The 26,572-nt window shown below is 72.2% G+C and carries 23 protein-coding genes; 7 read left to right on the top strand and 16 right to left on the bottom strand.

Annotation, left to right across the window (positions count from 1 at the left end; all coding sequences use genetic code 11):
• Window position 1: 1 nt before the first annotated feature.
• The 3 genes from NR792_RS14030 to NR792_RS14020 all read right to left on the bottom strand — a co-directional run bounded on the left by NR792_RS14030 (window position 2) and on the right by NR792_RS14020 (window position 5,260).
• Window positions 2-1,774: a M61 family metallopeptidase gene (locus tag NR792_RS14030; protein WP_375760542.1), complete on the bottom strand. Its 1,773-nt coding sequence runs from the start codon at window positions 1,772-1,774 to the stop codon at window positions 2-4.
• A 36-nt stretch (window positions 1,775-1,810) separates the two neighbouring features.
• Window positions 1,811-3,301, bottom strand: a complete 1,491-nt coding sequence (locus NR792_RS14025; protein ID WP_375760541.1) for an SAM-dependent methyltransferase — start codon at window positions 3,299-3,301, stop codon at window positions 1,811-1,813.
• 288 nt (window positions 3,302-3,589) lie between these two features.
• Window positions 3,590-5,260: a metallophosphoesterase gene (locus NR792_RS14020; RefSeq protein WP_375760540.1), complete on the bottom strand. Its 1,671-nt coding sequence runs from the start codon at window positions 5,258-5,260 to the stop codon at window positions 3,590-3,592.
• A 208-nt stretch (window positions 5,261-5,468) separates the two neighbouring features.
• Here NR792_RS14020 and NR792_RS14015 point away from each other — a divergent pair, with 208 nt between their 5' ends.
• Complete coding sequence (locus tag NR792_RS14015) at window positions 5,469-5,666, top strand: hypothetical protein (RefSeq protein ID WP_375760539.1); 198 nt, start codon at window positions 5,469-5,471, stop codon at window positions 5,664-5,666.
• A 22-nt stretch (window positions 5,667-5,688) separates the two neighbouring features.
• Here NR792_RS14015 and NR792_RS14010 read toward each other — a convergent pair whose 3' ends face one another.
• The 6 genes from NR792_RS14010 to NR792_RS13985 form a co-directional block, all read right to left on the bottom strand.
• The gene (locus tag NR792_RS14010; protein ID WP_375760538.1) at window positions 5,689-6,498 is read right to left on the bottom strand and encodes a hypothetical protein; all 810 of its coding nucleotides are present in this window, start codon (window positions 6,496-6,498) and stop codon (window positions 5,689-5,691) included.
• A complete protein-coding gene (locus NR792_RS14005) occupies window positions 6,495-7,205 on the bottom strand; it encodes a DUF4956 domain-containing protein (RefSeq protein ID WP_375760537.1) in 711 nt (236 codons plus the stop codon). Before NR792_RS14005 ends, NR792_RS14010 begins: the two co-directional genes overlap by 4 nt.
• A 5-nt stretch (window positions 7,206-7,210) precedes the next feature.
• Window positions 7,211-8,923, bottom strand: a complete 1,713-nt coding sequence (gene tmk, locus NR792_RS14000) for a dTMP kinase (protein WP_375760536.1) — start codon at window positions 8,921-8,923, stop codon at window positions 7,211-7,213.
• A 6-nt stretch (window positions 8,924-8,929) separates the two neighbouring features.
• Window positions 8,930-9,649, bottom strand: coding sequence for a VTC domain-containing protein (locus NR792_RS13995; RefSeq protein WP_375760535.1), 720 nt, complete (start codon window positions 9,647-9,649; stop codon window positions 8,930-8,932).
• 13 nt (window positions 9,650-9,662) lie between these two features.
• Window positions 9,663-10,910, bottom strand: a complete 1,248-nt coding sequence (locus NR792_RS13990; protein ID WP_375760534.1) for a hypothetical protein — start codon at window positions 10,908-10,910, stop codon at window positions 9,663-9,665.
• Window positions 10,911-11,134: 224 nt separating this feature from the next.
• Window positions 11,135-11,800 carry a hypothetical protein gene (locus NR792_RS13985; protein WP_375760533.1) on the bottom strand — a complete coding sequence of 222 codons (666 nt, stop codon included), beginning with the start codon at window positions 11,798-11,800 and terminating at the stop codon, window positions 11,135-11,137.
• Between the two features lie 100 nt (window positions 11,801-11,900).
• Between NR792_RS13985 and NR792_RS13980 the strand changes: the two genes are divergently transcribed.
• Window positions 11,901-14,120 (top strand): serine/threonine protein kinase, encoded by a 2,220-nt coding sequence (locus tag NR792_RS13980; RefSeq protein ID WP_375760532.1) that lies wholly within the window; start codon window positions 11,901-11,903, stop codon window positions 14,118-14,120.
• Here NR792_RS13980 and NR792_RS13975 read toward each other — a convergent pair.
• Complete coding sequence (locus tag NR792_RS13975) at window positions 14,117-14,449, bottom strand: rhodanese-like domain-containing protein (protein WP_375760531.1); 333 nt, start codon at window positions 14,447-14,449, stop codon at window positions 14,117-14,119. The two genes, NR792_RS13980 and NR792_RS13975, sit on opposite strands and share 4 nt — an antisense overlap.
• Before the next feature lie 101 nt (window positions 14,450-14,550).
• On the opposite strand from NR792_RS13975, the gene NR792_RS13970 reads away from it, so the two are divergent.
• Window positions 14,551-14,934, top strand: coding sequence for a HesB/IscA family protein (locus NR792_RS13970; protein ID WP_375760530.1), 384 nt, complete (start codon window positions 14,551-14,553; stop codon window positions 14,932-14,934).
• Window positions 14,935-15,009: 75 nt separating this feature from the next.
• Here NR792_RS13970 and NR792_RS13965 read toward each other — a convergent pair whose 3' ends face one another.
• From NR792_RS13965 to NR792_RS13955, 3 genes are read right to left on the bottom strand one after another with little or no spacing between them, the layout of a single operon-like run.
• A complete protein-coding gene (locus NR792_RS13965) occupies window positions 15,010-15,528 on the bottom strand; it encodes an acyl-CoA thioesterase (protein WP_207056310.1) in 519 nt (172 codons plus the stop codon).
• A gap of 35 nt (window positions 15,529-15,563) precedes the next feature.
• Entirely contained in the window at window positions 15,564-16,316 is a 753-nt protein-coding gene (locus tag NR792_RS13960) for a deoxynucleoside kinase (protein WP_375760529.1), read from the bottom strand.
• Window positions 16,317-16,329: 13 nt separating this feature from the next.
• Window positions 16,330-17,148: a glycerophosphodiester phosphodiesterase gene (locus NR792_RS13955; protein WP_375760528.1), complete on the bottom strand. Its 819-nt coding sequence runs from the start codon at window positions 17,146-17,148 to the stop codon at window positions 16,330-16,332.
• A 161-nt stretch (window positions 17,149-17,309) separates the two neighbouring features.
• On the opposite strand from NR792_RS13955, the gene NR792_RS13950 reads away from it, so the two are divergent.
• The 3 genes from NR792_RS13950 (at window position 17,310) to NR792_RS13940 (ending at window position 22,299) form a co-directional block, all read left to right on the top strand.
• Complete coding sequence (locus NR792_RS13950; protein WP_375760527.1) at window positions 17,310-18,344, top strand: hypothetical protein; 1,035 nt, start codon at window positions 17,310-17,312, stop codon at window positions 18,342-18,344.
• Between the two features lie 236 nt (window positions 18,345-18,580).
• Window positions 18,581-21,334: a protein kinase gene (locus NR792_RS13945; protein WP_375760526.1), complete on the top strand. Its 2,754-nt coding sequence runs from the start codon at window positions 18,581-18,583 to the stop codon at window positions 21,332-21,334.
• Between the two features lie 218 nt (window positions 21,335-21,552).
• Window positions 21,553-22,299, top strand: a complete 747-nt coding sequence (locus tag NR792_RS13940; protein ID WP_375760525.1) for a hypothetical protein — start codon at window positions 21,553-21,555, stop codon at window positions 22,297-22,299.
• A 197-nt stretch (window positions 22,300-22,496) separates the two neighbouring features.
• Here NR792_RS13940 and NR792_RS13935 read toward each other — a convergent pair whose 3' ends face one another.
• Together NR792_RS13935 and NR792_RS13930 are read right to left on the bottom strand one after the other, a co-directional pair.
• Window positions 22,497-23,684: a hypothetical protein gene (locus NR792_RS13935; protein ID WP_375760524.1), complete on the bottom strand. Its 1,188-nt coding sequence runs from the start codon at window positions 23,682-23,684 to the stop codon at window positions 22,497-22,499.
• 23 nt (window positions 23,685-23,707) lie between these two features.
• Window positions 23,708-25,270, bottom strand: a complete 1,563-nt coding sequence (locus tag NR792_RS13930) for a hypothetical protein (protein WP_375760523.1) — start codon at window positions 25,268-25,270, stop codon at window positions 23,708-23,710.
• 182 nt (window positions 25,271-25,452) lie between these two features.
• Between NR792_RS13930 and NR792_RS13925 the strand changes: the two genes are divergently transcribed.
• Window positions 25,453-25,830 (top strand): metallothionein, encoded by a 378-nt coding sequence (locus tag NR792_RS13925; protein WP_375760522.1) that lies wholly within the window; start codon window positions 25,453-25,455, stop codon window positions 25,828-25,830.
• A gap of 54 nt (window positions 25,831-25,884) precedes the next feature.
• On the opposite strand, the gene NR792_RS13920 is transcribed toward NR792_RS13925, so the two are convergent.
• Entirely contained in the window at window positions 25,885-26,496 is a 612-nt protein-coding gene (locus NR792_RS13920) for a hypothetical protein (protein WP_375760521.1), read from the bottom strand.
• Between the last annotated feature and the right edge of the window lie 76 nt (window positions 26,497-26,572).

Below are 26,572 nucleotides of genomic sequence, written 5' to 3'. Positions count from 1 at the left end.
CCTACGCCGGGCCGGGAGTCTCATCCCAGGGGGCGCCCAGCCACGCCTGGAACGCGGCCTTCTGCGCGTCCGTGGGGCGCTCCACGCGCTGGAGCCACGCGGCGTCCGCGGGCTTCTGGCCCAGCACCACCGGCACCTCCAGCAGGCGGTCGCGGCGGAACAGCGTCACCCGCACGGTGTCGCCGGGGCGCTTGTCCTCGCAGCGGGCGATGAGCCCCGCGCCGTCCACGCGCCAGCCGTCCAGCGCCACCACGTCGTCCTCCGGGTACAGGCCGGCCTCCAGCGCGGGCGTGCCCTCCGGCACGGTGGACAGCGTGGAGGAGCCGCGCACCGTGACGCCCAGCCAGCCCTTCGGCTTGGGCTCGCCCTTGAGGCGCGGCGGCGTGCCGCCCTTGTCGTTGGGGGCCTCCCGCATGCGGAAGGACAGCTCCAGCCCCACGTGCGCGAAGACGCCGTAGTCCAGGTCGTCCGTGGAGCGCACCGCCCGGTCGAAGAACGGCGTCAGGTCCACGCCCGCCACCTCGCTCGCGGCCTTCTCCACGCCGTCCTCCGCCACGCCGGAGCCGTCGCCATGGCGTTGCCACAGCAACCGCATGACGTCATCCAGGCACTTCGTGTCGCGGGTGGCGCGGCGCACCTCCAGGTCCAGGAGCGCGCACACGACCTCGCCCTTCAGGTAGTAGGAGATGGCGCTGTTGGTGGAGTGCTCGTCCGGGCGGTAGTGCTTCACCCAGCTGACGAGCGACGCCTCCGTGAGCGTCTGCACGCGGCGGCCCGGGGTGGAGTGCAGCAGGCTGAGCGTCTCCCCCAGGCGGGCCAGGTAGCGCGAGGGGGACATCAGGCCCGCGCGGCGCACGAAGAGGTTGTCGTAGTACGCGGTGCCGCCCTCGAAGGCCCACAGCAGCGTGGTGTAGTTCTCCTGCGAGTAGTCGAACGGCACCAGCGCGCGCGGCTTCACCCGCTTGATGTTCCACAGGTGGAAGTACTCGTGCGCCACCAGCGTGAGGAAGTCCTCCCAGCCCCGGTGCGAGGACAGGCCCGTGCGCGGGAAGAGCAGCGCGGTGGAGGCCTGGTGCTCCAGGCCGCCGCGGCCCTTGTCGGTGAGGTAGACGAGGAACAGGTAGCGCTTGAGCGGCAGGCCTTCGTACATGCGCGCCTGGGCCTCGCAGATGCGCTGCATGTCCGCGCACAGCCGCTCCGCGTCCGGCACGCTGTCGCCCCACACCACCACCTCATGCGGCACGCCCGCGGCGGTGAAGGTGAGCGGCGTGTGCGGGCCCACCTCGAAGGGGCTGTCCACGAGCGTGTCGTAGTCCGGCGCGTGGAAGGTGGCCCCGTCCGAGTCCAGCGCGCAGAACGTGCGCCAGCCCTGGGGCGCGTCCACGGTGACGTGGTGGGGCAGGGCGCGCGTGCCCTCCGTGTAGAGGAACACGGTGGCGCCGTTGAAGTAGGCGTGGCTGCCGTCCAGGTGGCTGGTGCGCACGGACAGCTCGTTCGCGTAGACGCGGTAGCGCAGGGTGACGGCCTGGCCCCTCGCGTCCACGCGCCACGTGCGCTTGTCCACGCGGCGCACCGGCAGGGGCTGGCCGTCCGGCCCCTGCGCGGTGACGTCCTGCACCTGGCGGGCGTACTCGCGCACCAGGTAGCTGCCCGGCGTCCACACCGGCATCACCGCGTCGAGCACGTCAGGCCCGGCGGGGAAGGCGGCCTCCACCTCGAACAGGTGCGCATGCGGGCGGGGCATGGCGACGTGGTAGCGGACGGCGAGCGACATGGACGGAGGGCCTTTCTTCCTTGGGGGACGGCGGGGTTACTTCGCCTTGACGAGCACGGCGCCGAAGAAGCCGTCGGTGCCGTGGGTGTGCGGGGCCAGTCGCAGGAAGGGGCCGGGCCCCAGCTTCGCGCCCAGCTCCGCGCCCAGCACCTCCGCCACGGGGCGCACGCTGAAGTCGGGGTGCTTGGACAGGAAGTCCTCCACCACGTTCTCGTTCTCCTCGCGCAGCACGCTGCACGTGCCGTAGATGAGCCGGCCGCCCGGCTTCACCAGCATGGCGAAGCGCGCGAGCAGCGCCTTCTGCCGGCCCACGTGCATCTCCAGGTCTTCCGGCGTGAGGCGGTACCGCGCGTCCGGCTTGCGGCGGAAGGTGCCGGTGCCGCTGCACGGCGCGTCCACCAGCACGCGGTCCGCCAGCCCCTTGAGCGGCGTGAGCGCGGCATCCGCGTCCGGGCCCTCGTGGGGGATGAGCTGCGTGCGCACGTTGTGCACGCCGGCGCGGCGCGCGCGCTTGCGCAGGTCCTCCATGCGGCCCTCGTCCACGTCCAGCGCGTGCAGGTCGCCGCGGTTCTTCATCTGCGCGGCCAGCTGCAGCGTCTTGCCGCCCGCGCCCGCGCACGCGTCCACCACGCGGGTGGGCGGCGCGTCCACGAGCATGCCCAGCAGCTGGCTGCCCTCGTCTTGAATCTCGAACCCTCCGTCCTTGAAGTCCTGGAGGGAGAAGAGGTTGAGCCGCGTCTCCATGACGAGGCCGAAGGGGGACAGCGCGGTGGGCTTCGTGGACTCCACGTCCTCCGCAGCCAGGCGCTCCTGGAGCTGGGCGCGGTCGCCCTTGAGCGTGTTGGCGCGGACGATGAGCGGGGCGCGCTCGTTCATGGCCTCGGCGGCGCGGGCGGCGTCCTTGCCGAAGACGGCGCGGAAGCGGTCGGCGAGGAAGTCCGGCAGCGACGCGGCGATGGGGAAGCGCTGCGCTTCCGGCAGGCTGTCCAGGTCGGCGGCGGCGTCCGGCAGCCGGTCGAGCACGGACAGGTCCGGGCCGGTGAGCCCGCTGGAGCGCGCGACGTAGGTGGGGTCCTCGCCGTGGAGGATGCGGGACGCGGCGAGCCGCATGACGTCCTGGCGCGTGGGGTCCAACGCGTCGAACTTCCGGTGGGCGCGGTCCAGGAGGAAGTCCACGGTGCGCTGGCGGCGCAGCAGCGCGTAGACGCGCTCGGCCACGGCGCGGCGCTCGGTGGAGTAGAGGGCCGTCTTGCGGCGCAGCACGAACTCCAGCGCGCGGTCGGACAGGCGGCCCTCGCGGCGCACGCCGCCGTAGGCCTCCAGACACGCCTGGAGGACCAGGTCCTCGCGCAGGGGGCGGTTGGGGTTGGGGCGCGCGCGTTCGTGCTGAGCGCGGCTCAGCTTCGGTTTGTCAGCGCGTCCCTTGGCGTCCTTGCGCTTCTTGGGAGCGCCAGGGCGGGACGAGCGGGGGCCGCCCTGCTTGGGGGCGCCGCCGCGGGAAGGTCCAGGCTTGCGAGTCGTGGCCATGTCGCATGGGCCTTCGCATCCCCCGGGCAGCCTTGACAAGCAGGGAACGCAAAAGACGCCCCCGGAAGGCCCTGGAGGGACCCGCCGGAGGCGCCTGGGAGTCACTTCGGGGCTGGGGCGTCGGAGCTCCCCGGGCCGCCCCTGCCCGGCGGGGTCCGCAAACCTGTCCGACTGTCGGACAGGTTCGTGGGGGGGGCGCCGCCGGGGGGCTCAGCGGTTCCGGCCCAGGCGGGCGCCCAACTGGTCCGACTGTCGGACCAGTTGAGCCAGGGCGCCTCCGGGGCGGGCTCAGCGGTTCCGGCGACGGCGGCGCACGAGCCCGGCCACGAGGGCCGCGGCGGCGGGAATCAGGGCGGCGGACGGACCGGCGGCGCAGCCACCGCCCCCGTTCGCGTCATCCCCGGTCCCCGGCGTGACGCCTGGCGTCGTAGGCGTGGCCGGAACCTCGGGGCGGGGGTCGGGGTCGGACGGCGTGGTGCCGGGGTCCTCGTCGTTGCCACTGCCGGTGCCCGGGTCGGTGGTGCCGCTGGCCGTCACGGTGACGACGGTGGTGGACGTCAGCGGCGCGGCGCCCTGGGCGGTGGCCGTGGCCGTCACCGTGTAGGTGCCGGGCTGGGCGAAGACGTGCTGGGCCTGGGGGCCCTCCGCGGTGGCGCCGTCGCCGAAGTCCCAGGTGACGGTGGTGCCGGCCTGGGAGGCCGTCGCGGTGAACGCGGCCGTGTGGGGCGCGGTGCCGCTGGCGCTGTCGACGGCGACGTTCAGCGTGCCCTGGGGCGCTTCCGGCTGCGCGGGCAGCTGCTTGGTGAGGGTGAACGAGTCCAGGGTGCCGCCGTCCGTCTTCACGAGCTTCGCGGTGAGGGTGCCCTCCACGACGTCCACGTCGAGGAAGCCGTGGGCCGCGTCGTCGCGCAGGACGCTCCAGGACGGGCGCGACGTGGCGAACTCGCGCAGGGTGGCGCCGCCGCCGCCGACGACGAGGTAGGGGATGCCCTTCGCGTCCTTGCCGGCCTCGGCGTCTCCGAGCATGGGCTTGCTGCGCTCGTAGTCGTGGTCATGGCCGGTGAGGACCAGGTCCACGCCGTACTTCTCGAACAGCGGGCCGAACTGGCGGCGCATGGTGAGCTGCGAGCCGTGCTCGCCGCTGGACCAGGACGGGTGGTGGAAGAAGACGACCTTCCACGGCTGCGTGGTGGCGGCCAGGTCCTTCTCCACGAACGCCTTCTGCGCGGCGAGCGTGCACTTGCTCGAGGACGCGAGCCCCACGGCGCAGTTCGAGTCGATGGACACGAAGTGCACGTGGCCCCAGTCGAACGAGTAGTAGCGCTCCGAGCCCTCCGCGTTGTTGGTGGGCAGGTAGAGGTTGTCCAGGTAGGGCTGGGCCTCGTTGGTCACGTACTCGTGATTGCCGGGCGTGGCGAACATGGGCACCTGCGCGAGCAGGGCGGCCATGGGCGTGAAGAGGTTGGTCTGGAACTCGGTCTCGGTGCCGGACGCGTAGGCGTTGTCACCCAGGGCGACGAAGAGCTCCGGCTTGTTGGCGAGCATGGAGGAGGCGACCTTCTTCTGGTCGCTGCCGCCGGTGCCGAAGTCACCCACGGCGGCGAAGTGCACGCGCCGCGTGCCGGGCACGGGGGCGGTGCTGAACGTCTTCGCCGGGGTCGTCTCACCGCACGCGTCCACGGAGTACGTATAGGAGGTGCCCGGGGACAGGCCGGTGAGGACCACGGCGTGGATCTTCGCGGTGGCCGTGGAGCGCGCCGTCTGGCTGGTGTCGCCGGCGCCGTAGCGCACCTGGGCGCTGGAGCAGCTCGACGACAGCCGGAACGCCACGGTGGCGGTGTCGGGGCCCACCTTCTGCAGGTAGGGATCACGCGGCAGGGCGAGCGCATCACCCGAGGCGAAGCCCCCGACGAACAGGGCAGCCAGGGCAGCGAGCGAGAGAGACTTCGTCCGGTCCATGAATCCTCCGGCCCGAGACATTCGGGACCGGGGCGCAACCGTTCATGGCTCAACGTTCATCCGGAAATCGGGCACCCGCCAGTAGGCAGGCATGCAGGCGCTGGTTGTGGCTGAAAGGCAGACAGAAGGGCGTGTATTGCCTGTTTCAGTTCAGGCGCGTAGAGGGCGCCGCCTTGCGGAGTCCGGGGGCTGCGTTACCCCTGAAGACATGACCGAAGTCCACTCCCAGACCCGTGAGTACACCCTCCCCGAGGGCTGCCCCGTGTGCGAGTCGGACCTGCCGGTGCGAGTCACCGCGACCGGTCCGAACGCGGTCTGTAGGCACTGCGGCTGGATGGGCCGCCCCTTCATCACCGTGACGCACAACGGCCTGCGCGTGTCGTACGACGACGCCGCGCAGGCCTGAGCAGGGACTTCCTCGATGTGGCCTACGGCTTCTTCACGTCGTAGGACACCAGCTCCTCCAGGCGTTCCCCGTCCTCGAGGACCTTGCCCACGCCGGGGACCAGCCAGTACAGGCGCTGCTTCTCCTCCTTCACCTCGCCGCTCTTGTTCAGCTTGTCACGCTGGACCTTGATGGCGTTGGTGAACGTGCCGGCGGGCGTCGTCACCGTCACGTCCTTCTCCAGCACCTTCCAGACGTAGGTCGGATCCTTCCCCTCGGTTCCGCCCGCCGCGTAGGTGATCAGCTCGCGCACCTTGTCCTGGTGCTCCCAGGGCACGGACGTCGGCGTCACCGCCAGGGACTTCATCATCGCCGGGGACCAGGTCGTCGCCTTCGTGGGCAGGCCGTCCGTGATGTCCTCCTCGCGCAGGCGCACCACCACGCCGGTCGTCAGCTCCAGCTGCCAGGAGTTCTCCTCGTAGACCGTGCCCGTCGTCGTGCGGTCCTGCTTGCTGTGCACCTTGACCGCCGTCATCGTCGTACCCGGCACCGTCTCCGGGCCCTGCACCGTCACCACCTTGTTGAAGACGCCTTCCTGATCGTCAGTGATGCGGTAGGTCCAGGTGGAGCCCGTGGTCAGCGGCCAGAGCGTCGTCACCTCCGCCTGCTGATCCGGCTTCGTGCCGCCGCCCGTGTTCGGGTCCACCGGGTTGCCCGGCAGGTCCACCGTGCCGTCGGGATTCGTCGTGGACGAGCCCGGATCATTCCCCGTGGGCAGGCTGCCCCCGCCGCCACCACAGGCGGCCAACGCCCCCCACGCCGCGAACAGCACCGCCAGCTTCCTGAACTTCATGCCATCTCCTCCCGCGCGCCCTTCGCGCTCACCGCCGTCCACCGCAGGCCCCGCAAGGGCGCCCCTTCCGTCCGTCCCAACGCCGCCGCCAGGCTTCCAGGCTCCGGCTCCTCCACTTCCAGTTCCACGCGCCGCGCGGAGAAGTCCAGCGCGCAGCTCTTCACCAGCACGTTGCGCTCCCCCAGCGCCGTCCTCAGCGTGGCCTCCGCGCGCACCAGGTCGTCCGCCTGCGCGGACACCACCAGCCGCTGCTTCGCTTCCTTCGTCGCCACGGCCTTCTTTTCAAAGAGGTCCAGCACGAAGAGCAGCGCCGCCACGAACCCCGTGCCCACGAACGCCAGCACCAGGTTGCCGTGGCCGCACGCCATGCCCAGGCCAATCACCAGGAACAGGATGGCCGCGTCGCGCGGGTCCTTCAGCCCGGAGCGGAACCGCACGAATCCGCCCAGGCCCACCAGCCCGAACGCCTTCGCCACGCTGTTGCCAATCACCGCCGTAATCACCGCCGCCGCCGCGCAGAGGAGGATCTGCGCCTGCACCATCTCCACCTTCGGCAGCGGCTTGCCCAGCACCAGCCGCCAGGGCCGCGACGACAACATCGCGCCAATCACCGCCGACGCCACCAGCCGGGGGAGGATGGCCCCCATCGACAGCGCCTGAAGCTCCTGCTCCACGTCCTGGAACAGCGCCCCGAAAGGACCTTCCATGGGCGTCATGCCTCCTGCCGCCCGGCGTCCACCCCGGCCGTCTCCACCGTGGGCCGCACCGGCCGCTGCGCCTGCTCCAGCATCCGCGCCTGCGCCACCACCGCGTACGCGTTGCGCAAGACGGGCAGCTTCCCGGCCTGCTCCTCCAGGATGCGCTCCAGCAGCGCCCGCGTCTCCGCCACCAGCGGCAGCCCGCGCATGGACGACACCACCGTCGCCGGCCACCTACGCGCCGCGGAGGCCCGCAGCTTCCACGCGCGCGGCGAGTCCATCCCGTCCACGGAGTCCAGCGCCTCCTTGGTGAGCGCCACGCCGCGCTCACGCATGGCCCAGGCGCGCGGCGTGTCCACGCCGGTGAGCGAGCGCAGCACCAGCTTCAGCGCCCCCTTCTCCAGCTGCTCGCGCAGCCCCACCGCCACCGGCGTCTCCAGGCCCGTGGTGCTCTTGAGCACCGCCAGCCGGTCGTGCGGAATCAGCGCCTCGCGCAGCGCGTCCGCGCGCTCCGTGGCCAGGCCGCCCAGGCTGCGCGCCACCGCCGAGTACAGCTTGCGCTGCATGCCCGCCTCGCGGACCACCCAGGACTCCTCGCCGTCCACGCCGGCCAGGCCCAGCAGCACCGCCCCCAGGTGCCCGTCCTTCAGGCCGCGCTCGCGCAGCGCCCATGCCTCCGGCGTGTCCTGGCGCTTGAGCCCCTCCAGCACCGCCTCCGGCGCCTGCGCGTACAGCCGCTGCCGCAGCGCGTTCGCGCGTGGGGAGGTCACGAACCCCAGGCCCTCCGCCACGTCCGCCGGCACGCTCGCGGCCAGCACGTCGCGCAGCGTCCACGCCGTGTCGTCATCCAGCCCCGTCAGGCCGCGGGCCACGAGCCCCGGCAGCCGCTCCGCGTACGCCAGCCGGCGCTGGTGCGCGGGCAGGCCCGGGATGCCGTTGAGCAGCCACGCGGCCAGCTGGGGCTCGCGCGCCTCCAGGCCGTCCACCGCGTGGAAGAAGCGCTCCTCCACGTCGTCCACGGACGCCACGCCCGGCGGCGGCGGGGTGGGGGCGGGGACCAGCCGCTGCACCGGCTGCTCACGGCCTTCCAGCCGCGCGACCACGGCCTCCACCAGGCGCTGCTCCAGCACGCGCAGCGGCTGATCGTTGTTCTCCAGGATGATCCACCGCGCCGGGTCCCTGCGGGCCTGGGCGAGGAACGCCTCGCGCACGCGCACCGCCAGCCCCGCGCCCACCAGGCCCTTGCGGCTGTCGGTGTCGTTCACCTTGCCGCTCTGCACCTTGCCCAGCCGCTTGCGCAGCCGCGCCAGGTCCGGGTCCACGTCCACCAGGATGACCAGGTCCGGCCACAGCCCCTGCGACGCCAGCTCGCAGGAGGACAACAGCTGCTCCTCCCTCAGGCCCCGCCCGCCGCCCGTCAGCGCGAGCTGCGAGTAGAGGTAGCGGTCCGTGATGCACACCTCGCCGCGCTTGAGCGCGGGCGCGATGACCTCTTCCAGCTGCTGCGCGTCGCGGGCCAGGTTCAGGAAGAACTCGGCGCGAGGCCCCATCTCCAGGAGCCGAGCGTCGCGCGTCAGCTCGCGGATGCGCCGAGCGGTGGGCGACTGCAGCTCGCCCCCTTCGCGCGCGTGCGCGACCTTGTAGCCCAGCCGCTTCAGCCGGGACGCGAGCAGGTTGGACAGCGTCGTCTTGCCGCTGCCGTCAATGCCTTCGAAATCGATGAACACGGTGCCCTAACCCCCTACGACCCCAACGCCACCTGAAGCGAAGGCATGCACCCGCGCCATGCCTTCCGCGAACTTGCTGTACGCCGCCGGGCCCCCCGGATTGAGGGCCGACAGCCACTCGGGCAGCTCCGCCCCGAGGTGCTTCACCTCCACCACCACCCGCGAGTCCTCCCACACGGGCATCCCCAGCCGCTCCACCGTCAGCGCCGTGGGCGACAGGGCCAGCTCCGGCGAGACGGCGTGGAAGCCGATGTCCCGGTCCACCGTCACCCGCCACTCCTGCGACACCTGGTACACGTGCCGCCGGTACGTCACCGCCAGCACCGGGGACAGGCTGCCCCCCGTGAAGAGCGGCAGGAGGCTCACGCCACCCCGGATGGCCCGCCCCAGCTCCGAGCGCGGCACCCACACGCGCCGCTTCTGCGTGAGCCCGTTGCGCTCGCGCTTCACCTCCAGCACCACGCGCTCGCGGCCCGCCGCGCCCACGTCCGGCGAGTACTCCTTCGTCCTCACCTTGAGGCAGTCCTCCGGTGTGCGCAGCGCGCGCTCCGTCAGCGGATAGCCCTGCTTGTCGAAGTACACCGACACGATGCGCGTCGGCGGCGGGAGGACCCCGCCCAGCTCCTGGGACAGCCGCGAGCACACCGCCTTGGCCTCGGAGGCCTCCAGCACGCGCTTGAACTCACGACGCAGCTTCGTCACTTCGCCTTCAGCGAACGAGATCATGGCCCAGGTCTCCTCACCGGAAGCGGGTGGCGAGCTGCACCGACAGCTCGAGCGCGGGCGCCACGTCTCCCGGCCGGAGCGCACGCTCCGCCTGGAGCTGCGCCTTGAAGGAATCCGCCAACAACACGTTGAAGCCCCCCGTCACCGAATGTCCCTGTGCCTGGATACCGCCCTGCAATTGCAGCGCCTCCGCGCCCACCATCGGCTGCACTGCCCACCCCTCGCGGCCCACCGGGACCGTCCAGTAGGCCAGCACCGACTGCGAGCGGAACGGCCCCAACGCCAGCCGGCCCGCCGCGGCCTCCCCCGTCAGCGACAGCCCCCAGAGCGTCAGCTCCGCGTCCGCCGCCGTCGCGTACTGCTTCGTCCCGTCGATGACCTGCGTGAGGTACGTGCTGGTGCCCAGCGTGAGGAACTTGAACGGGCGGATGCTCAGGCGCGCGGAGCCGTCCTCGCTCAGCCGCTTCCCGGTCGCGTCCTCGCCGCCCTCGAAGAGGCCCGCGGACAGCTTCAGGCCCCAGGCGTCCTTGAGCCGCAGCTCGCCCATCAACCCCAGGCGCCGGCCGCCCAGCGCGTTGGTCTCCGTGAGGTAGTCCTCCACGAGCCCGCGCTCCTGGATGGGCAGCCGCCACGCCGACTCCTGCGAGCGCTGGAGGAAGGGCGACTTGAAGCGGCCCGCGTACAGGCGCACGCGCTTGTTGTCGTCCGCCAGGCGCACGAAGGCGTCCTTCAGGATCGTCTTGGAGGCGAGGTCCGCGCTCACCTCCGCTTCCAGGTTGGACAGCGACGCGGCCACGCCCACGCGCGCGGACTCGATGCCCAGGTCGCGCTCGTACTTCTGCCGCTCGTCGGCGGCGGCGCGCGCGAACACGCGGCCGAACACGCGGATCCGCTGCTCGGGCCCGCCCTTGTCGTCCACCTTGTCCGCTTCGTCCGGCGCCTCGCCCAGCGTGTCCGCCTTGGGGCCGGTGTCCTTCTTCTTCTTCTTGCCCGGCACCGCCGCGTCCGGCACCGGGGCGCCCGGCTCCGTCACCTGCTCCGGCGCGCCCATGACGGGCCCCTGGGAGCCGCCCGGCATCGCCTGCGCCACCGCGCCGTCCAGCGCGTCATCGTCTCCGGACACCTCCAGCGGCTGATCCGCCTCCGCCGCCGCGTCCTCGTCCGGCTCCGGTGCCGCGCCAGCGACCGCCGGCAGGCCCAGGAGGACCGCGACGAGCAGTCCCCGCCGCCACCCCTTCGCCTCCAACCCCCTCCCGCCCATGCCCGATGTCTCCCCGCCCCGGAAATGCCCACGCCATCCGACCTGCTGCCTGCTCCCCCGTGCAACCCTGGTGCCCAGGGCAGGGACGTGCACTGCCGGACATCCGGAAGGGGCTCGCGGGGCGGATGCCCCGTGACGTGGACGTGACGAGACCCACCCTGGGAAGGTTTTTTCCCTCCCGGGGCCAGTCAGGGCTGTAACGGCGGGCTGTAAGAAGGGCGGTCTTACCGATCAGCCGGCGGATCCACCGGCGGCCCCGCGGGCGCGGTGGCGCCAGGCTCCGGCGGCGCGGCCCGCGCGGGCGGATCCACCGGAGGCGCGGCCCCCGGCTCCACGGGCGTGGCTTCCGGACTCGAGGCCTGGGGGAGGGGCGGGATGGGGTGCTCGGGCGTCACCCCGCGCCGCGTGACGGCGTACAGCACCCGCACCAGCAGCAATCCCCCGGCGAGCCCCAGCAGGACGCGCCAGACCAGGGGTGGAACCGGAGGCTCGCTCACGGTGAACCGCGCGTGCACCGCCTTGGGGCGGGTGGTGAGGAAGCGCACGTCCACCTCCCACGTGCCGGCCTCGTCGGGGACGAACTCGGTGCTCCAGCCCACGGCGTCGCGCGTCAGGGTGCGCGTCACCTGGCCGGGCACGCCCACCCGGGAGAACGCGACCGTGACGGCGCCCTGGAAGGGAGGCCCCTGGAGGTTTCCCACCGACAGCGTCAGCCGCAGGGGTTCACCGGGGCGGGGGACGGCAGGGGTGAGGACGCCCTGGAGCTGGTCCTCCGCGTCCCGCCAGGACAGCGACAGCAGCTCCCCGCGCCGCTCGACCTTGATCTGATCCGGAGCAGGGGCCGCCGCGGCATGCAGGGCCAGCAGGCAGGTCATGACGACCCACCCCATGGAGGAGGTCCTGCGCCTTTGCCTCATGGGCCGCTGTCCCCTAAGATGCGCTGCCCTGTCACCTTCCACTGAGCCCGCTCCCCCCGGGGAGTAACCCGGGATGAACCCTCAAGCATTCGGGAAATACCAGCTCCTCAAGAAGCTCGCCACGGGCGGCATGGCCGAAGTCTGGCTTGCGCGTCAGACCGGAATCGAGGGCTTCCAGAAAGAGCTTGTCGTCAAGCGCATCCTCCCGCACCTCGCGGAGGACCGCGAGTTCGTGGAGATGTTCAAGAACGAGGCGCTGATCGCCGCGCGCTTCAACCACCCGAACATCGCGCAGGTCTACGAATTCGGCGAGGCCAACGGCACCTACTACATCGCCATGGAGTTCATCCACGGCGAGGACCTGGGCCGGGTCATGCGCAAGGCCAGCGGGATGAACCAGTGGATCGCCCGTCCGCTGGCCATCCGCATCGTCGCGTCCGCGTGCGAGGGCCTCTACTACGCGCACAGCCGCACGGATGACCGGGGCCAGCCGCTCAACGTGGTGCACCGGGACATCAGCCCGCAGAACATCCTGATCAGCTTCGATGGTTCGGTGAAGCTGGTGGACTTCGGCATCGCCAAGGCCGCGGATCAGGCGTCCATGACGAAGTCCGGCGCCATCAAAGGCAAGTTCGCGTACATGGCGCCCGAGCAGGCCGCGGGCAAGCACCTGGACCGGCGCGCGGACATCTTCGCCATCGGCCTGGTGCTGTACGAGATGCTCACCGGGCACCGGCCGCTCAAGAAGGACTCGGAGCTGGCCACGCTGCAGGCGGCCATGGAGTGCGCCATCCCGTCCCCGTCCGAGGTGGCCGACGTGCCCCGGGACATGGACCACGTGGTGATGCGCGCTTTGGCCAAGAGCGCGGATGACCGCTACGACAACGCGCGCGAGTTCCAGACGGCGCTGGAGGAGCTGCTCGTCAACGAGCGCTGGCTCGTCACCTCCGGGCAGATCTCGGAGCTGATGAAGACGCTCTTCGCGGACCGGCTGCAGGAGGAGCTCAAGCAGGGCCAGTTCGTGCCCGTGGGCGAGGACTCCAACACCTCGCCGCCCCGGCCGCCCCCGGACATGAGCTGGGACGCCCCGCCGGGCGAGTCGCCGTCGCGCGACCGCTCGCGCGGCAACACCCGCACGGGCGCCGCGCCCCGCCGCGCCACGGGCATGTCGCCCGCGCTGGCGGAGGACCCGAACGAATACGACGCGCCGTCGCTCACCGGCGTGGAGCCGCAGCCCCGGCGCCGCTCCAGCGTGTCGGAGCCGGCGGTCCGGCGCGGCACGTCCACCAGCAACCCGAACGCGACGCAGATCGCGCGCACCAACTCGCGCTCGGACCTGCGCAGCCAGTCCGCGGAGGACGTCCCGGCGCCCCGGCGCACCATGTCCCGCGCGGTGCCGGTGTCGGAGCCGCCCGTGCGGTCGCGCTCGGGCGTGCACCGGATGGACCTGGAGGACGACGAGCGCACGCGCCTGCCGCCGCCGGAGGATGATCCGGACACGGTGCCCGCGCCCCTGCCGCCGCGACGGCGCACCAGCAGCAGCCAGTCCGCCGTGGAGCCGCCGCGCCGGCGCACCTCCAGCCGCGTGGACGCCCCGCGCCCGCGCCCGGTGGCCCCGCCGCCGGTGGAGGACGACGAGGACTCCGGCGAGCGCCGCCCGTCGCGCCACAGCGCCCCCGCGCTGCCGGAGCCGGTGAGGCCGAAGGGTGGCGGCGTGCGCACGCTGGCCACGGTGGGCTTCGTCGTGGGCCTGCTCGCGGTGGGCGTGCTCTTCCGCGAACCCATCATGCTGGCGCTCACGTCCAAGGCCGCGGACGCGCAGGGCGTGTGGCTCACGGTGAACACCAACCAGCCGGTGAAGGTGTCCGTGCGGCACACGGAGCGCTGCGGCAGCCCGGAGCCGGTGACGCTCCTGGGCACCGCGCCGCTCACCCGCGTGCAGGGCGCCCACCTGCAGGACACGCTCATCCTGGAGAACGACGCCCAGGGCATCTACCTGGAGGACTCCGAGGAGCTCGCGTTCGGCCAGCCCGGCGAACTCAAGACCTTCGAGCGCAGCTTCAAGGAGGGCACCCTCAAGCTGAAGATCACCCCCAAGGGGATGACGCCGGGCCTGACGGTGTACCGGAACAACCAGATGATGGGCAGCGCCAGCACGACGCTGAAGCTGATGGAGGGCAAGCAGCGCCTGGAACTGCGCGGCAAGCAGCTCAAGGAGCCCGTCGCCTTCGAGGCCACCATCAAGGCCGACGAGACGACGGACCTGCCGCTGGACCTGGCCTCCGCGCTCTAGTAGCGCGGCAGGGAAGGGTCCACGGTGCGCGAGTACAGGTCGATGCCGCCCTGGAGCGACACGGCCTGGAGTCCCCGGTCGATGAGGTACGCGGCGCCGTCCAGGCTGCGCACCCCGTGGTGGCAGTAGACGACGACGGGGCGGCCCCTCAGCGCGTCCAGCTGCTCGTGGAAGTCCTCCAGCTCCGGCAGGGGCATCAGCACCGAGCCGGGCAGGGCCACCCATTCGTGCTCGTGTGGGAAGCGCACGTCCACCAGCACGGGGCGTGACTCGGGGGGGCCGGCCAGGCGCCGGGCCAGCTCGGCGGGGGTGATTTCAGGGATGGGCATGGGGGTTATCTTCTGTTGAGCCCGGAAGGGGCCTGTCAGGTCCCTTGGCTTTTCGGGCGCCGGGGCGTTATGAGGCGCCGTCTACGAGGAGAGTGAAGCACATGGATACTTCTACCGCCGTCGCCGGCACCACGCCGGCCTCCCAGCCCGCCACCTCCGCGCCCGTCGTCCTGACGGCCGCCGCCATCGCCCAGGTGAAGACGGTCATCCAGGCCCAGGGCTTCCAGGGCTACTTCTTCTCCATCCGCGTGGTGCCCTCCGGCTGCAGCGGCCTGGGCTACGACCTGAACCTCGTGAAGGAGACGAAGGCGGGCGACCAGACGTGGGAGCAGGATGGCGTGACCATCGCCACCGACGCGCTGAGCGCCCAGTACCTGTCGGGCACGCACATCGACTACGTCACCAGCATCACCGGCGCGGGCTTCAAGTTCGAGAACCCCAACGCCAAGTCCTCCTGCGGCTGCGGCACGTCGTTCACCACCTGAGCCGTTTGCTGGCTTGAGGTGGAAGAAGGGCCGGGATGGGACGCCAGCCAGGCGTGCCCCCGGCCCTTCGTGCGTTCAGGCGCCGGCCACGGGCTTCATCACCTTCATCCAGTTCTGCTCCTCCTTGCCGCGGCCCCGGCGCTGGGCGCGGCGGGCCTCCGCCTCCTGGAAGGCCTGGCGCTCCGCGTCCGACTCCAAGAGCAGCGGCGGCACGGGCACGCCCTTGCCGTCCTGGCCCTGCGCCACGAAGGTGAGCAGCGCGCTGGTGGTGAGGTGCCGCTCACCGGTGAGCGGGTTCTCCGCGTGCACGGTGACGCCCACCTCCAGGGACGTGCGGAACGCCGCGAGCACGCGCGCGTGCAGGAGGGCAATCCAGCCCACGCGGATGGGGGCGTGGAAGTGCAGGTCGTCCATGGACGCCGTCACCACGACCTGGCGGCAGTGGCGCTGGGCGGCGACGGCGCCGCAGATGTCGATCCACTGCATCACCTTCCCGCCGAACGCGGCGTTCAGGTTGTTGGCGTCCGGAGGGAGGATGAGCTGCGTCATCACCACTTCGGAGTCGCGCGGGCTCTTGGGGCTGAGGTCGTGCATGGCGCCGGGCAGCGTCGCACGAGAAATGCGCCGCGTCAGGCGAGGAATGCGGAGACGCGGTCCATGAACTCCTCGCGCCCCTGGCCCCGGCGGATGTCCTGCTTGGACACGTCCACCACCAGGCAGTCCACGCCGTACTTCTCCTGGAGCACCTGGGGGAAGCCCGCGTAGTAGCCGTTGAGGCCCTTGAGGAACTGCCGCCCGATGCCCTTCTCCTCCGCGCGGCCGCGCGTGCGGATGCGCTGGAGCAGCACGTCCTCCGACGGCACGTCGAAGCAGATGACCTTGTCGGGCCGCACGATGTGGCGCGACAGCCGCTGGAAGTACTCGTAGTACAGGTCCAGCTCCGCGTTCGTCATGTGCCCCAGGCCGTGCAGGTACTTGGCGAAGATTTCCGGGTCCTCGTACAGCGTGCGGTCCTGCACGCAGCTCTTCCTGACGGAGTGGATGAGCTCGTGGTGCTCCACGCGCCGGATGAGGAACTCCAGCTGCAGTGTGAACGACCACCGGGACATGTCGCCGTAGTAGTCGCGCAGGAAGCGGTTATCGATGACGGGCTCGTCGAACAGCTCGAAGCCGAAGCCCTGGCTGATGAGCTTCGCGGCCGTCGTCTTGCCCGCGCCGATGTTGCCCGCCAGCGCCACGAAGCGCTTGGCGCGGGGCACCTTCACCTTGAGCGTGTTGCGGGCCGAGGGCTTCGGTTCTGCGCCGTCCGTGGGCGGCGCCTTGGACGGGGGCGGCTCGGTGCGGGACGTCGCGGGACGCGCGCGGGAGGTGGAGCGGGGCATGGAGCCTGAAGGCTTAACCCGGCTTTCCAGAGGCGTCCATTCGCTGGCGGAGCAGATCCGGCCGGTCGGTCATGATGCCGCCGACCCCTTCCGAGATGAGCCGGTCCATCTCCGCCGGATCATCCACCGTCCACACGTTGATCCACTTGCCGCGCTCGGCCGCGGCCTGGAGCAGCGCGTCGTCCACCAGCCGCACCTCGCCGAAGTACAGCGGCATGTCGAGCACGCTGTAGCGCGCGTCCTCCGGCGGCGTCTCGCCCGCCTTGAGCGCCAGCACGAACGCGGCCAGCGCGTCGCGCGGGTAGAAGTGGCACGCGTCGGGCAGCTCTTCGTGGAGCCGCTCCGCGATGACGTCCTGCTCGCTGCCCAGGCAGACGCGGCCCAGGGCGCCTTCCTCGGTCAGCAGGCGGGCGAGCACGGCTTCCGCGCCCGGCACGTCCGGCTTGAGCTCCACGTTGAGGCGCAGGGCCGGGAAGGCGCGCAGCACCTCGCGCAGCGTGGGCAGGCGCACGCCCTGGCCGCGGAAGGGGAACGTGCGGCCTTCGTCCGGCGTGAAGCGGTAGCCCGCGTCCAGCTTGCGCAGCTCCGCGAGCGTGAGCGCAGCGAGCGGCCCCGTCCCGTCGGTGCAGCGCTCCAGCGTGTCGTCGTGCGCGACGATGACCTCTCCGTCGCGCGACAGGTGCACGTCCAGTTCCAGCATGTCCGTGCGGTGCGTGTGGACCGCGCGCTGGAAGGCCTCCAGCGTGTTCTCCGGCGCGAGCAGCGCTCCGCCGCGATGCGCGATGTGGAGCGTGGGCCTCAGCCCGTTAAGAAATGTGTCGCGCGGCAGCATTGATCCACCTATTCCTGAATTGACGGCGATGTCACGGACAGGGCCCCGGTCCGTTCCTTGCCGGCCCCGGTAAGCCGCCGGTATAAGGGCTCGAATCCTCAGCCCGACCGGCGTCGGACTTCAAGAATCGCGGCGCCCCTCACCCCCCCGGAGAGATACAAATGGAACTGCGCAAGAAGCTGGGCGCTGCGGCCCTCCTGGCTGCCGCGGCGATGGCCACGGCGGCCGGCTGTGGCGGACGTGACGATGAAACCCCTCCCACGCCGGATGCCGGCTGTACGGGCGTGTGCAGCACCGACGCGGGCGTTGTGGATGCAGGCACCGACGCGGGGACCGACGCGGGGACGACCGGGCAGATCGTCGCGACGCGCAAGCTCCCGTTCTCCACCAAGACCACGCTGCGCGACGTGGTCGTCACCGACGTGGACTACGAGAAGCTGGGCACGGACGGCAAGCAGTGGCGCTCGTTCTTCTGGGTGACGGATCCGGCCTTCCCGAAGGAGGGCCTCTACATCACCAAGTTCTACGACGACGAGCCGGACGTCTACCGCCCCCAGCCGGGCAACAAGATCGACGTCGAGGGCTACTTCGGCACGGAGCCGAACTACCAGCCGTTCAGCGGCCGCCGCCACCACCTGGTGAACGACTACCGCAACGCGAAGAAGCTCATCATCACCGTGAAGTCCGACGCGGGCGTGGATGCCCGGCCGCCGGCCAACGAGGTGACGGTGGAGGACCTGACGGCGTCGCTCGCGCAGGCCCAGAACGGCGCGTCCTACCTGGGCACGCGCGTGCACCTGGCGGGTCCGCTCACGCTGACCAACCCGCAGCCCACCCAGTTCCAGCGTCTGGACAGCGCGGATGCGGGCACCATCTATTACGGCTTCGAGGTCACCGGCGGCATCCTCGTCTACCACGACAAGACGCGTGACCGGTCCGGCGACGCCGGCGTCCGCTGCGACTTCCAGAAGGCGGCCCTGGATGGCGGCGCGGTGACGTTCCCCAACGGCATCAGCGGCGTCTGGGACACCTACACCTTCGCGCCCTGCACCGACGGCGGCACGGACATCACCGGCTGCGGCAACAACAATGCCGACAGCGGCGTGCCGGGCACCAACCAGCGCTACACCTACACCCTCATCCCGCAGGACTGCACGGACCTGCCGGGCCAGGTGAACGGCGCGGCCTTCCCGTAAGGTCGCCGTCCGCTGACGCTTTCACCTTCCGCCTCCCAGGGCCCAAGCGCCCTGGGGGGCGGTCGTGTTTCAGGCGTCCGGTTTCCCCCGGAGCCGGGGCCCGAAAGTTCGCGTGTCCCGCCGGGCCTGCCTAGAGTCCGCCCCGGGCGGGTCGGACGGCTCCCCCCGGGGCGGGATTGCAGGTAGGCTCCGGACACGGTTCAAAGTTCCACCCGCGGCCCACACCCTCCACGTCCTTGAGCTCGCCCCAGACGGCCACCCCGTTCGGCAGATACCTGCTCATCAAGCGCCTCGCGCTGGGCGGGATGGCGGAGCTGTTCCTGGCGCACAAGCCGCCGGACCCCACGCTGGTGGTCATCAAGCGGATCCTCCCGTACCTCTCCGAGGAGCCGGAGTTCGTCCAGATGTTCCTGGACGAGGCGCGCATCGCCGCCCAGCTCCACCACCCCAACATCGTGCAGGTGCACGAGCTGGGGAAGGAGGGGGACAACATCTTCATCTGCATGGAGTACGTGGAGGGCGTCGACCTGCGCCGCGTGCTCCAGGAGGAGCACAAGTTCGGCGCGTCCATGCCATACGGCGTCGCGGCGAAGATCTGCGCGGCCATCGCGGCGGGCCTGGACCATGCGCACTTCAGCCGGGGCGTGGATGGGCGCCCGCTGGAGCTGATCCACCGGGACGTCTCGCCGCAGAACGTGATGCTGGCCTACGACGGGCGCGTGAAGCTCGTCGACTTCGGCATCGCCAAGGCCGGCGCGTTCATGGAGCGCAGCAAGCCGGGCGTCATCAAGGGGAAGTTCCTCTACCTGTCGCCCGAGCAGATCATGCAGGAGCGGCTGGACCACCGGGCGGACATCTACGCGCTGGGGGTGATGCTGTACGAGATCACCACCGGCAAGCAGCCCTTCCACCGCGCCACCACGGAAGGCATCCTCTTCGCCATCCGCTACGAGGAGCCGACGGCGCCGCACCTGGTGCGCCCGGACTACCCGGAGGACCTGTCGCGCATCGTGATGCGGTGCCTGGTGAAGGACCGCACCCAGCGCTACCAGCGGGCCGCCGACGTGCGCCGCGACCTGGAGGCGTTCCTCGCGTCCGGCGTGCTCAAGCAGAGCCTGGACGTGGCGGGGTACATCGCGCGGCTGTTGGGGGAGAAGGAGGAGCGCACCGTGCTCCACATCCCCCCGGCGAAGCGCGCGGGCCGGCACGAGGCCACCCTGCCGCTGCCGCCCCTGCGCACGCCGCTGCCGCCCCCGGTGCCGGACCTGCCGGAGGACACCGCCGCGCGCACGCTGCCCCTGGCGGACGACGTGGAGGACACCGCCGCGCGCACGCTGCCGCTCACCGAGGACACGGCGGCGCGCACCCTGCCGCTGGCGGGGAACGAGGACACGGGCGCGCGCACGCTGCCGCTGGGTGGCACGGCGTCGCCCCCCCGGGGGCCCTCGGCGTTGACGCCGGCGGGGCTGGTGGCCCGGCCTCCCGCGCGCCGGCCCACGGCGGAGGCCGCCGCGCTGCGCGCCTGGGACGCGGAGGAGGGTGAGCCCGAGACGCAGATGGCGCTGCCGCGAGACCTGCCCTCGGGCCACGAGGACGACGAGGACGAGGACGGCGAGTCCACCGCCGTCGGGACGATGCCCGGAGCCCCCGCGCCGCGCCGCCACCTGGAGCCCGTGTTCGAGGCGGAGGCCTGGGACGAGGAGGCGCAGGAGGAGGACGAGGACGCCGACTCCACCGTGCCGCTGCGCGCGCGCCGTCCCCGCGCCGTCGCGCCCACGCCCGCGCCCGCGCGCCGGTGGGGACCGCCGGAGCCCACCGCGCGCTCGGGGCCCGGAGAGCGGGGCGCCCCTGACCGTTCGCGGCGCCCGTCGTCCGGCGTGGCCATGCCGCGAGGGGCCGGGGCGTCGGATGATCCGTTCGCGCCCACCCCGCGCCGCACGCCGCCGCATGCGCCGGAGGACCGCGCCGCGACGCCGCCTCCGTCCCCGCGCCGGTCGGGCATGGCGTCCTCCGACGATGGCCGCTCCGAGCCCCTGTCGTCCGGGCCCCGGCGCATGGCGGACGAAGGGCGCGGGACGCAGCCCTCGGGCCCGCGCCGTGGCGCCTCTCCGTCCAGCGACGCGAACCGCTCCACCGCGCCTGGCAACTCCGGGGCTCGCAACGTGCGCCCGCCGCCGCGGCCCTCGCCCGAGGACGACGAGCGCTTCCACACCGACCCGGGCCCCTCCGCGGTGAGCCTCACGGATCCAACTCCGGTGACGACCGGAGACCCGGACGACGACGAGTCCACCATCGGGTTCCAGGCGCCGCGCCGGCCGCCCCCCCGGAGGGCCGTGCGTGCCCCCGTCGCAGTGGACGAGGCCTACGACGACGAGGGGCCCGACACGCTCGACGCCTCGGGCGCGCCCAAGCGCTCGCGCATGGCCGTGCTGCTGGTGGTGGGCGTGGTGCTCGTCGCCGTGCTGGGCCTGGGGCTCGCGTGGATGATGGGCCTCTTCGGTCCGGAGGAGGCGCAGGCGCCCCCCGCGCCCGTGAAGGGGCGCCCCGTGGGAGGCCCGGCCCGGCCCGGTCCCCAGGGCGCGGCCCCCGCGAAGGCGCCCGCGCCCGTCGTTCCGGACGAGGCCGCGGCGCCGAAGCCCGCCGACCCCGTCCTCGCGGACACGGCCACGACGCCGGACGCGGGAGTCCTGGTGGCCGCGGCGGGCACCGAAGTGGCGGCCCCGCCGGCCGTGGAGACGGCGGCCCCCGTCGAGCCGCCACCCCCCGCCACCGTGGAGGTCCGCTTCGAGGCCCCGGCGCGCACCGTGCTTGGCCGGCCGGGGGGCGGGAAGCTGCCCATCAACCAGGTGGTCGCCCTGGCTCCCGGCCCGCTTCGCGTCCAGTACACCTGCCCGGGAAAGCGTGCACCTCGGGGTATTGAGACCTACAACGTCCGACCTGTAACCGGGGAACTCCAGACGCTCCGGGTCCCATGCCGGAGGAAGCGCTAATTGGCACGGCGACTTACGCGTATGCGGCATCCGCACCCCACGGAGGACACGTAGGACCGGGTAAGCTTGAGTGCCCTTAAGTCGTTGGAATTCCTTGGCTTTCCACCAAGCGGGCGCGTTTACACATGTCAGAGGGGTCCGTAGACTCCGGCCCCTCTATGGCTCGCGCGAAGAAGCGGAAGAACATCACACGACAGAGGACCTACCCCGCGGGGAGGGTGGCCCGGCAGCTCCCGGTCGCCCCGGAGCCCAACCGACTGGTGAAGGTGTGGCGGCGCGTGTTGGAGCGCCGGCTGCGCACACGGCTGCGGGGGAAGGTGGCGGTGGAGATCCACGACAACACCCACACGATGCTGACGTTCCAACGTCAGCGGGCGCTGTGGCGGCTGAGGCTGCATCACATGTTCCTGGCGGCGCCGGACGACGTGCTCCAGGCGCTCGCCAGCTTCGTGCGCAAGGGGGACGCGGACGCCAGCGCGCTCCTGGACCGCTACATCGAGCGCAACCGCATCTTCATCCGCCGGCTGTCCCCGGCGCAGATGCGCAAGCGGCTGCGGCTGTCGCCGGTGGGGCGCTACCACGACCTGGGGCGCATCTATGAGCGGCTCAACGAGCGCTACTTCCAGAGCCGCATCGACGCGGCCATCACCTACGGGCCGGCGCCCCGGGTGAAGGGGCCGCGCAAGAGCATCAAGATGGGCTCGTACTCGGCGGACTCGAAGGTCATCCGCATCCACCCGGCGTTGGACCAGCCGCTGGTGCCCCGGTACTTCGTGGAGTGGATCGTCTTCCACGAGATGCTGCACCACGTCTACCGCGCCCGCCGGGGCGAGGACGGCCGGCGCTGCATCCACCCGCCGGAGTTGATGGAGCACGAGAAGCGCTTCCACGACTACCAGCGGGCGCTCGCCTGGGAGCAGGAGAACCTGGACCTGCTCCTGTGCGCTCGCACGGAGCAGGCCTGAGGGAGACGGGCCCGCTCCCGGGGCGCCCCTGAGGCGTCCGGGACGCGGGCCGCTCCGGCGGCCTGGCCCGTCGCCGGAGGATGCCGCCTGGAGCCCTCATGGGGCCCGGCGGCGTCAGCATGGAAGGAAGACCGCTGGGATGGCTGATCCGCTCGCTGCCGGATGCCGCCAGCGGCCTCCAAGGGCCTCTCAAGGCATCAGGGCAGGATGAGGCCGCCGGGGCTGCGCCGCTCGCCCATGGACGCGGCTGGGGGCTCACCGGGGGCCGTGGCGCCCTGCGACGCCTGGGCCTGCGCGCCCGCCGCGGCCAGGACCACGACCTTGGCGAAGAGGGTCTCCGCGAAGCGGGAGAAGGGCTCGTCGAGCCCGTGGAAGAGGCGCCGTGCCTCGCCCCTCGCGATGTCCGCCTGGAGGGCCCGCTGGGTCGCTTCGAAGAAGGCCGCCATGCGCCACAAGCGGCGCGCGTAGCGCTGGCGCACCTCCGGGGTGAAGAAGGCCCGCGCCGCGTCCCGCACCCGCTGCTGCACCTGCTCCTGGCGCTGGGCGCCGCTCAACGCCAGCGGGCTCGAGGCCAGCGCCTGCACCTGCTCCATCAACCCCCGCACCTCCGCGTCGGGCGGCATCCACTCCGCGATCTCCGGCGTCGCATGGAGCTGGTCGCCCTCCAGGACCCGGCGCACGTCGTCGGGCTCGGGGGCGGGGAGGGGCTCGGGCTCATGGAGGGGCTGCACGCCGTGGTGGCGCAGCGCGGCCTCCAGGTCCGGCGGAAAGGGCGTGCGGGTGCGCAGGTTGAGGGCCGCGGCCTCGGCGAGCAGCCGGGCGCCTTCCTCGCGGGAGACCTCCATGCCGAAGCCGTTCTGCAGCCCGTGCTTGAGGATGCGGCGGATGTCCCCCCGGCTCTGCTCGGTGCGGGTGAGCTCCAGCACGCCCTGCTCGTCCGACGCGATGACCTGGAGCAGCTCCACGCCGCCGCGCACCACGCGCGTGAGCAGCAGGCCGTACTGCCCCGTCGAGGACACCAGCGTCACCAGCGTGGGCAACGTCTCCGGGGCCGGGGCCGGGGGCGCCGCCTTCGGAGCCTCCGGCGGGGTGACGCCGCGCGAGCGCAGCCGGTAGAGCGCCTTCTTCGCGGCCTTGGCCAGGGGCTTCACCGAGGAGGCGGACAGCGCCTCCGGCAGCGCCACCCGGCCGGCCAGCACCGCGGCCTCCAGCACCGCGCCCGCCAGGGCCTCGGGCAGCGCCTCCACGTCCGCCGGGGACGCGGCGCCCACGTCGTCCACGAGCTTCCGGGCCCGCGTGACGTCCGCCTCCGGGAAGGCGGGCAGGGGCGTGCCGGCGCGCAGCGCATCCAGCAGGGGACGGGGCTCGGTGGAGGCAGGGCTCATGCGCCGCGTTTCTACTTCACGCCCTACCGCCGCCGCACCAGCCAGCTCCCCCCCACCTGTCCCACGATGACCAGTTCCGACTGCAACCGTCCGCCCAGGACGCGGGAAGGGTGCACCCCACGCACGAGGAAGTGGTCGTACCAGGTGCCCTGCGTCGCGTAGTCCAGCTCCTGGGGCCGCCACTCGGAAGGGAAGGTGGGCGGCACCTCCCCCCGGTAGCGCAGCGGCGAGTGCGGCGTCGTGGCGAAGGTGAAGTTGGGCACCCCGCCGCGCTCGCGCGCCACCACCGCCGCGGCGTGGATGAAGACGGGGAAGCGCACCACGCTGGAGCGCGGGTCGAACACCAGCCCCATCACCCTCGGCCGGTTCGCCGCGAAGCCGGACAGCACCTCCAGCTCGCGGGCCTCCTCGGAGAAGCGCTGGAAGCCGCGCCCCATCACGAAGGCCAGCAGCAACGCGCTCGCCGCCGCCGCGAGCACCAACGGCCGCCGCCATGCCGCCCGCGCCGCCGGCATGCTCGCCACCAGCAGGGCCGCGGCCAGGTGCGCGTAGCGCGTGTTGAGGTAGTAGACGTACCCCCGGATGTCGAAGGGCAGCAGGAAGTAGAGCGCCAGCGCCAGCACGCCCAGCCCCAGCAGCCGCCAGCGCGCCACCCGCCCTTCGCGGCGCGTCCCCGGCCCCACGACGCCCAGCACCCAGCCCGCCACCGCCACCGCGCCGACGGCATACAGCGGCCACCGGTCCGAACCGTCGTGGAACGTGTTGGCGAGCACCTGGAAGAACTCCGCGCGGTTCTGCTCGAAGCCCTTCCACGCCAGGTTCTGCGGCGAGAACGTGGGCCCCCACGCCTTCCACGGCGCGCCCGGCTGGATGTCCGGCGGGTTGCCGAACCGGAGCACCACCCACGACAGGAACAGCGCCACGCCGGGCACCACGCCCAGGAGCGCCGGCACGCGCGGCCGCAGCCGGGCCACGACTCCCCGCCCCGCCGCGTCCTCCGGCACCGGCGTGGTGAGGAGCAGCCACGGCAGCCCGAACGCCAGGAACCCGAAGGCCTGCACGTGGAAGAGCAGCACCGCCACCAGGCACACCGCCAGCCCCACGCCCCAGCGCGCGCGGCGTGGCGCGTCCGTCAGCGTCCGCACGAAGAGGCCGCAGCACAGCAGCGTCAGCGGCAGGGCCGCCAGGTAGTTGATGAAGCCCCAGCCGAAGCTGTCCCCGTACGCGAGCGGCAGCGTGAGCAGCGCGGGCCACGACGGCCGCCCCAGGCTCCGCAGCAGGAAGGCCATGCCCAACGGCATCCCCACCACGTACGCGGTGAGGAAGACGCGGTTGGCCAGCTCCAGCGGCAAGAGCCAGTTGAGCGCGCTGACCAGGTAGTAGTAGCCGAGATAGGGCGTCAGCTCGTGCCGCGCCGCGAACAGCGTGGGGTACAGCGTCGTCGGGTCGTCCAGCCGGTGCAGCACCGAGATGAGGTACAGGTGCTGCGGCAGGTCCACCATGGGGATGAAGCGCGACACCCAGAGCGGGAGCGCCCCCAGGACGAGCGCGGCGGCGAAGGCGATGCGGTCGGTTCGATTCGTCACGGGCAAGGAGGGCGCGGACTGTACGCGCGCGCCCCCGCGCCGGGCGAGCGCACCGTGTGCTCCGTCGCCGGGTAGGCAAAGGTACGTGCGAATGCCTTGGCAGGGGGAATGCCCTGCGCTATAGGCCGGAGCGGCAGGCGCCTCCCCCCAGCCTTCACGGAGCCTCGCCAAGGAGAGCGGACATGGCACGCAGCGCGACGTTGATGACCGCGGGATGGCTGCTGGGCGGCCTCTGGCTGATGCCCGTCAGCGCCCACGCCTGCGAGGCCCACGCGAAGGCGGCCGCCTCCAAGGGCACCGCTCCGCAGGCCCAGAAGCCGTCCCCGGAGGCAAAGCAGGACGAGGCGCCGCGCCCCCTGGAGGAGCTGGACCAGTTGCTGACGGCGAAGTGCTCCTGCGGCAGCAAGGCGGACTGCACCTGCAAGCGCGGCAAGTGCGAGTGCTCCAAGTGCTCGGGGCGTCACGCGCCGCGTCAGGTGATGGACGCGCTGCGCGGCCGTCCCGCGACGCAGGAGCTGCAGGAGGCGCGCAACGACGCCTCCGCCGGCATCTTCATCTGAAGCGGGAAGGGGGCCGGACTGGCGAAGGCCCCCGTCGGCAACCCGGGCGGTGGCTCAGGCCGTCGGGCTGGACGGACGCCCGCGCGGGGCAGGGGTGCCGCCCTCGGACACGAGCACGGGCCAGCCGCGCGCCATCGCCTCGCGGAAGAAGGCCGCCAGCTCATGCCGGCTGGTGTTCACCGCGCCCTGGAACGGGTCGATGAGGGCCTCCTCGCCCAGGCTCTGCTGCGAGGACAGCTGCACCGGGTGGCCGCAGCGCTCACAGCGGATGGACACCTGGCGCACCAGGGCCACCGGCACCGCGTAGCGGGCGCTGCACTCGCCGCACTTCCACACCAGCGCGCGCTCTCCCGCCTCCCGGCGCGCCAGCTGCTCCAGCTCGTCCGCCATGCGCAGGAGCGCCGGCAGGTCCTGGGGCGGCTGGGCGAAGATGGCGCTGGGGCCAAAGCCCTTGCCCGGCGAACCCAGGGCCGGGGGACGGTCCCCCTGGAGCAGGGCGCGCAGGCGGTCGCGGGCTTTCAGGTCGCGGAACTCGGCGCCGGCGAGGGCGCGCTCCACGGCCTCCATCACCGGCGGCAGGTCCGGCTCGAGGCGCTCGTCGTCCGGCAGGTTCTTGGGGAAGTCCACCAGCCGGTGGGCGGGAAGTGCGAGAAATCGGAAGGCCACGCTCCTTCCATGGCACTTGGGCCCGCCATCCGCAAGACGCGAGTTGCTGTAGGTGGGACGCGGCAGACAGTCCGCG

It is taken from the genome of Corallococcus exercitus, assembly GCF_042231735.1.
Lineage (GTDB): Bacteria > Myxococcota > Myxococcia > Myxococcales > Myxococcaceae > Corallococcus > Corallococcus exercitus_B.
The sequence above is the reverse complement of the archived record's forward strand: the minus strand, read 5'-3'. Positions and strand labels throughout refer to the sequence as shown.

Excerpts from the sequence above, each read along its gene's own strand:
- NR792_RS13975 (WP_375760531.1), bottom strand. The coding sequence starts at position 14,449 with ATGCCCATCCCTGAAATCACCCCCGCCGAGCTGGCCCGGCGCCTGGCC.
- NR792_RS13955 (WP_375760528.1), bottom strand. The coding sequence starts at position 17,148 with ATGCTGCCGCGCGACACATTTCTTAACGGGCTGAGGCCCACGCTCCAC.
- NR792_RS14010 (WP_375760538.1), bottom strand. The coding sequence starts at position 6,498 with ATGAAGTTCAGGAAGCTGGCGGTGCTGTTCGCGGCGTGGGGGGCGTTG.
- NR792_RS13970 (WP_375760530.1), top strand. The coding sequence starts at position 14,551 with ATGGATACTTCTACCGCCGTCGCCGGCACCACGCCGGCCTCCCAGCCC.
- NR792_RS13950 (WP_375760527.1), top strand. The coding sequence starts at position 17,310 with ATGGAACTGCGCAAGAAGCTGGGCGCTGCGGCCCTCCTGGCTGCCGCG.
- NR792_RS13985 (WP_375760533.1), bottom strand. The coding sequence starts at position 11,800 with ATGGGGTGGGTCGTCATGACCTGCCTGCTGGCCCTGCATGCCGCGGCG.
- NR792_RS13980 (WP_375760532.1), top strand. The coding sequence starts at position 11,901 with ATGAACCCTCAAGCATTCGGGAAATACCAGCTCCTCAAGAAGCTCGCC.
- NR792_RS13965 (WP_207056310.1), bottom strand. The coding sequence starts at position 15,528 with ATGCACGACCTCAGCCCCAAGAGCCCGCGCGACTCCGAAGTGGTGATG.
- NR792_RS14025 (WP_375760541.1), bottom strand. The coding sequence starts at position 3,301 with ATGGCCACGACTCGCAAGCCTGGACCTTCCCGCGGCGGCGCCCCCAAG.
- NR792_RS14020 (WP_375760540.1), bottom strand. The coding sequence starts at position 5,260 with ATGGACCGGACGAAGTCTCTCTCGCTCGCTGCCCTGGCTGCCCTGTTC.
- NR792_RS13960 (WP_375760529.1), bottom strand. The coding sequence starts at position 16,316 with ATGCCCCGCTCCACCTCCCGCGCGCGTCCCGCGACGTCCCGCACCGAG.
- NR792_RS14005 (WP_375760537.1), bottom strand. The coding sequence starts at position 7,205 with ATGGAAGGTCCTTTCGGGGCGCTGTTCCAGGACGTGGAGCAGGAGCTT.
- NR792_RS13925 (WP_375760522.1), top strand. The coding sequence starts at position 25,453 with ATGGCACGCAGCGCGACGTTGATGACCGCGGGATGGCTGCTGGGCGGC.
- NR792_RS13995 (WP_375760535.1), bottom strand. The coding sequence starts at position 9,649 with ATGATCTCGTTCGCTGAAGGCGAAGTGACGAAGCTGCGTCGTGAGTTC.
- NR792_RS14015 (WP_375760539.1), top strand. The coding sequence starts at position 5,469 with ATGACCGAAGTCCACTCCCAGACCCGTGAGTACACCCTCCCCGAGGGC.
- NR792_RS13935 (WP_375760524.1), bottom strand. The coding sequence starts at position 23,684 with ATGAGCCCTGCCTCCACCGAGCCCCGTCCCCTGCTGGATGCGCTGCGC.
- NR792_RS13990 (WP_375760534.1), bottom strand. The coding sequence starts at position 10,910 with ATGGGCGGGAGGGGGTTGGAGGCGAAGGGGTGGCGGCGGGGACTGCTC.
- NR792_RS14030 (WP_375760542.1), bottom strand. The coding sequence starts at position 1,774 with ATGTCGCTCGCCGTCCGCTACCACGTCGCCATGCCCCGCCCGCATGCG.